Origin of the sequence: Spirillospora sp. NPDC000708, assembly GCF_040299565.1 — a bacterium.
Lineage (GTDB): Bacteria > Actinomycetota > Actinomycetes > Streptosporangiales > Streptosporangiaceae > Spirillospora.
Window position 1 is genome coordinate 1 of record NZ_JBEPCJ010000219.1, and the last position, 2,080, is coordinate 2,080.

Consider the following 2,080-nt stretch of genomic DNA (forward strand, 5'->3'; position numbering starts at 1 on the left):
TACTATTTACGTATGCAATCAGTGACGGTCGAGGTTGAGGCCGCGTCCACCATGGAACTGGTGAACGCGCTCTCAACCATCGCCACTGAACTCGCATCGCGAGAAGCCCCCGAATCAGCGGCCGCGTGCCTGGAACTCACCGAAACCCTGGTGGCCGCGTCCGATCTACAGGAAAGCGTCCTCGCCGGATTCATCGGCCGAGTCGACGCCTGCGGAGAACAGGCCCGGTGGGGATATCCCTCCACCCAAGCATGGCTGCGATCTCGACTCGGCATGCGCGACAGCCGCGCCAAGGAGCGCCTCACCCTCGCCCGGCAGCGCCACCGCCTACCGGAGGTCTGCGCACAGCTCGCAGCCGGAGAACTGTCCTACGGCTACGCCGTCACCATCGCCGAGTCGGTCTCACGCCTGGACGACCACGACTGCGCCGAGGCGGAGGCAACCCTGTTGGGCTTTGTCGACCAAGGCTTCTCGGCCGGGAAGCTCGCTGCTTTCGGCCGCCGCATCAGTGACCTCATCGCCGAACGCGACGATGTTGAAGACGCCCCTGACGAGGACACCAAGCGCGGCTACGACAAGTCCTGGATCACCACCACCCGATCCCTGGACGGCGGCCGCTACGTCAAAGGCTGGCTGAACCCCGAGGACGCCGCGATCTGGGACGGCACCCTCGCCCCGCTGGCCAAGCCGGCCGGACCGGACGACCGTCGTGACCTCGCCGAGCGGACGGCGGCGGCACTGTCGAGCGTGCTCTCAGGCGGACACAAGGCGTCGAAGGTCACCGTCATCTGCGACCTGGAGGTACTGACCGGCGGCAACGCCCCGGCCCGCCTCACCGACGGGACCCCGATCCCCGCCGCCCAGGCCCGCCGCATCGCCCTCTCGGCCGGGGTATCACCGCTGCTCCTGGGGCGCGGGAACACCCCGCTGTACCTCGGCTACCGGGAACGGTTCGCCTCCGCAGCCCAGCGGCAGGTGCTGGAGACGCTCTACCCCTCCTGCGCGGTGCGAGGCTGCGAAGTGCCCGGAACGCTGTGCGAGGTCGACCACGTCCACGGATGGGCGCTCGGGCGATCGCCCACCGACATCGACCAGCTCGCACTCACCTGCGGTTGGCATAACCGCTTCAAGCACAGTCGCCCCGACCAGATCCAGATCACCAAGGATCAGGATGGGCGATACGTCTACCGGCTACTCCCACCACCCGACGCCCGAGCATCCGCAACCGGGGTCGGACCACCAGGCAACATCGGCCCACCTGACAACCCCGCGCTCGACTGGGCCGCATAGCCGCACCACCCCGGCAACACCAGGCTCGGTCATGCCCTGCGTCGGTCCGCCCGCATTCACCTCGATGACGGGCGGCCCCGGCACGCCCACACCACAGGCGACCGTCCCACACCGGTGGCGCATGCCCACCGGACGGCCCGTTGGAGACCGCCCAACCGGCCACTCCGCCGCCCACCAGACCGGCCTGCCCACACCGCCCCTGGACTGGACCGCGTCACCACCCACCCTCGGCAACACCACACCCGGCTACGCCCTGCGCCGGTCCGCCCGCATCCACCCCATGACGGGCGGCCCCGGCATGCCCGCACCACAGGCGACCTTTCCGCACCGGCTGCGCCTGTCCTCTCCAGACGGCGCTTAGCGTAGGCCCCAGCCCCCATTCACTACGCCTCCCAGCAACACCGACCGACACCGCCCCGGACCAGAACCGCAAAACCCACCCCGCCCCGGCGCGCCACCCCCCACCCCGGCCACGCCCTGCGCCGGTCCGTCCGCATCCACCCCCGCGACGGGTGAGCCAGCCTGCCCCATGACAATGCGATGCCGACACGACAGCGCGATACCAGTGCAATGGCCAACGCCGCCGCCTGGGTGAACGCAGCGCATTCCCTTTCAGACCGCAACGCCAGAGCACGCCAACACCGCATGGAAGACGGCTCTTCCTGCTTACCCTTCGAACCCTTTGCTCCCCCTTCGCATCACGCAGCAGTGGATTTCGCACCTTACGGAAGGGGGTGGTGGGGTGGCGCGACCCGGGGGCGGGGGGGGGGGGGGCGGCCCCCCCCACACC

General features: G+C 69.5%; 1 protein-coding gene. It reads left to right on the plus strand.

The window, feature by feature from the left end:
* Positions 1-1,290: HNH endonuclease signature motif containing protein (locus tag ABT299_RS52520; RefSeq protein WP_500255456.1), on the plus strand; the 1,290-nt coding region annotated here is incomplete at its 5' end.
* Positions 1,291-2,080: the final 790 nt, after the last annotated feature.